Raw genomic sequence first — 3949 nt, forward strand, 5'->3', positions numbered from 1 at the left:
CGGTTTGAGCAGCAGCTGAAACTGGTTTATTTACATCGCTGGTGTTATCCACATTGGATAATCCAACCATTGTTTTATCAATTCCCGAAACCGTTCCTGTAAAAGTTGGTGAAGCTAAATTTGCCTTCAAATCTAAAGCAGTTTGCGCTGCCGTAGAAACTGGTTTGTTCGCATCGCTAGTGTTGTCTACATTCGATAATCCCACCATCGTTTTATCAATTCCTGAAACAGTTCCTGTAAAAGTTGGTGAAGCTAAATTTGCTTTCAAATCCAAGGCTGATTGCGTTGATGCTGAAACAGGTTTGTTGGCATCGCTGGTGTTATCCACATTCGACAATCCAACCATCGTTTTGTCAATTCCCGAAACCGTTCCTGTAAAAGTTGGCGAAGCCAAATTTGCTTTTAAATCTAAAGCTGATTGTGTTGCCGTAGAAACTGGTTTGTTCGCATCGCTAGTGTTGTCCACATTTCCAAGTCCAACCATCGTTTTATCAATTCCTGAAACGGTTCCTGTGAATGTTGGCGAAGCTAAATTTGCTTTTAAATCCAAGGATGATTGCGCAGCAGCTGAAACTGGTTTGTTCGCATCGCTGGTGTTATCTACATTCGATAATCCAACCATCGTTTTATCAATTCCCGAAACCGTTCCTGTAAATGTTGGTGAGTTCAATGGTGCTTTTAAATCTAAAGCAGTTTGAGTAGCAGAAGAAACTGGTTTATTTAAATCCGAAGTATTATCAACGTTTGCTAAGCCAACCATCGTTTTATCGATTCCTGAAACCGTTCCTGTAAAAGTTGGTGAAGCTAAATTTGCTTTTAAATCTAAAGCGGTTTGCGCAGCAACTGAAACAGGTTTGTTTGCATCCGAAGTATTATCAACGTTTGCTAAGCCAACCATAGTTTTATCAATTCCCGAAACGGTTCCTGTAAAAGTAGGCGAAGCTAAATTGGCTTTTAAATCTAAAGCTGATTGTGTTGCTACTGAAGTTGGTTTATTGGCATCGCTGGTGTTGTCTATATTCGCCAAGCCAACCATTGTTTTATCAATTCCCGAAACCGTTCCTGTAAAAGTTGGCGAAGCCAAATTTGCTTTTAAATCCAAGGATGATTGCGCAGCAGCTGAAACTGGTTTGTTGGCATCGCTGGTGTTATCCACATTCGACAATCCAACCATCGTTTTGTCAATTCCCGAAACAGTTCCTGTGAAAGTTGGCGAGGCTAAATTTGCTTTTAAATCCAAGGCTGATTGCGCAGCCGTAGAAACTGGTTTGTTGGCATCGCTGGTATTGTCCACATTCGACAATCCAACCATCGTTTTGTCAATTCCCGAAACAGTTCCTGTGAAAGTTGGCGAGGCTAAATTTGCTTTTAAATCCAAGGCTGATTGCGCAGCCGTAGAAACTGGTTTGTTGGCATCGCTGGTATTGTCCACATTCGATAACCCAACCATCGTTTTATCGATTCCCGAAACGGTTCCTGTAAATGTTGGCGATGCTAAATTCGCTTTTAAATCTAAAGCTGATTGTGTTGCTGCTGAAGTTGGTTTATTGGCATCGCTGGTGTTGTCAACATTTCCAAGACCAACCATAGTTTTATCAATTCCAGAAACGGTTCCTGTGAAAGTTGGTGAAGCTAAATTCGCTTTTAAATCTAAAGCTGATTGTGTTGCTGTAGAAACGGGTTTGTTCGCATCGTTGGTGTTATCTACATTCGACAATCCAACCATCGTTTTGTCAATTCCAGAAACGGTTCCTGTAAAAGTTGGTGAAGCTAAATTTGCTTTTAAATCTAAGGCAGTTTGTGCAGCAGCAGAAACAGGTTTGTTGGCATCCGAAGTATTATCAACGTTTGCTAAGCCAATCATTGTTTTATCAATTCCTGAAACCGTTCCTGTAAATGTTGGCGAAGCTAAATTTGCTTTTAAATCCAAGGCAGTTAGCGCAGCAGCAGAAACAGGTTTGTTCGCATCCGAAGTATTATCAACGTTTGCCAAACCAACCATCGTTTTATCAATTCCCGAAACCGTTCCTGTAAAAGTTGGCGAAACTAAATTGGCTTTTATATCTAAAGCTGATTGTGTTGCTGCTGAAGTTGGTTTGTTTGCATCGCTGGTATTGTCCACATTCGACAATCCTACCATCGTTTTATCAATTCCTGAAACCGTTCCTGTAAAAGTTGGTGAGTTCAATGGTGCTTTTAAATTTAAAGCAGTTTGAGTAGCAGAAGAAACGGGTTTGTTCGCATCGCTGGTATTGTCTACATTTGATAATCCCACCATCGTTTTATCGATTCCAGAAACCGTTCCTGTAAAAGTTGGTGAAGCTAAATTTGCTTTCAAATCTAAAGCTGATTGTGCAGCAGCTGAAACGGGTTTGTTGGCATCACTGGTATTATCGACATTCGACAATCCTACCATCGTTTTATCGATTCCTGAAACCGTTCCTGTGAAAGTTGGTGAAGCCAAATTCGCTTTTAAATCTAATGCGTTTTGCGCTGCCGTAGAAACTGGTTTGTTCGCATCGCTGGTGTTGTCCACATTTCCAAGTCCAACCATCGTTTTATCAATTCCCGAAACCGTTCCTGTAAAAGTTGGTGAAGCTAAATTTGCTTTCAAATCTAAAGCAGATTGTGTTGCTGCTGAAGTTGGTTTGTTCACATCGCTGGTGTTTTCCACATTCGACAATCCTACCATCGTTTTATCAATTCCCGAAACCGTTCCTGTGAAAGTTGGTGAAGCTAAATTTGCCTTCAAATCTAAAGCAGTTTGCGCAGCAGCTGAAACTGGTTTGTTTGCATCGCTGGTGTTATCTACATTTGACAATCCAACCATTGTTTTATCAATTCCCGAAACCGTTCCTGTAAATGTTGGCGATGCTAAATTCGCTTTTAAATCTAAAGCTGATTGTGTTGCTGCTGAAGTTGGTTTATTGGCATCGCTGGTGTTGTCAACATTTCCAAGACCAACCATAGTTTTATCAATTCCAGAAACGGTTCCTGTGAAAGTTGGTGAAGCTAAATTCGCTTTTAAATCTAATGCGGTTTGAGCAGCAGCTGAAACTGGTTTATTTACATCGCTGGTGTTATCCACATTGGATAATCCAACCATTGTTTTATCAATTCCTGAAACAGTTCCTGTAAAAGTTGGTGAAGCTAAATTTGCTTTCAAATCTAAAGCTGATTGTGCAGCAGCTGAAACGGGTTTGTTGGCATCACTGGTATTATCGACATTCGACAATCCTACCATCGTTTTATCGATTCCTGAAACCGTTCCTGTGAAAGTTGGTGAAGCCAAATTCGCTTTTAAATCTAAAGCTGATTGTGTTGCTGTAGAAACGGGTTTGTTCGCATCGCTTGTATTATCGACATTCGACAATCCCACCATTGTTTTATCAATTCCCGAAACGGTTCCTGTAAATGTTGGCGAAGCCAAATTTGCTTTTAAATCTAATGCTGATTGTGTTGCTGCTGAAGTTGGTTTATTGGCATCGCTGGTGTTATCTACATTCGACAATCCAACCATCGTTTTATCAATTCCCGAAACCGTTCCTGTGAAAGTTGGTGAAGCTAAATTTGCCTTCAAATCTAAAGCAGTTTGCGCAGCAGCTGAAACTGGTTTGTTTGCATCGCTGGTGTTATCTACATTTGACAATCCAACCATTGTTTTATCAATTCCCGAAACCGTTCCTGTAAATGTTGGCGATGCTAAATTCGCTTTTAAATCTAATGCGGTTTGAGCAGCAGCTGAAACTGGTTTATTTACATCGCTGGTGTTATCCACATTGGATAATCCAACCATTGTTTTATCAATTCCCGAAACCGTTCCTGTAAAAGTTGGTGAAGCTAAATTTGCCTTCAAATCTAAAGCAGTTTGCGCTGCCGTAGAAACTGGTTTGTTCGCATCGCTAGTGTTGTCTACATTCGATAATCCCACCATCGTTTTATCAATTCC

General features: G+C 40.6%; 1 protein-coding gene. It reads right to left on the minus strand.

The genetic code is table 11. The features are described 5' to 3' along the window. Positions 1-3949, minus strand: a 3949-nt coding sequence (locus tag AC061E_RS16390) for a beta strand repeat-containing protein (RefSeq protein WP_478287220.1), incomplete at both ends; no start/stop codon positions are given.

Source organism: Flavobacterium sp. GNP011 (genome assembly GCF_056428925.1).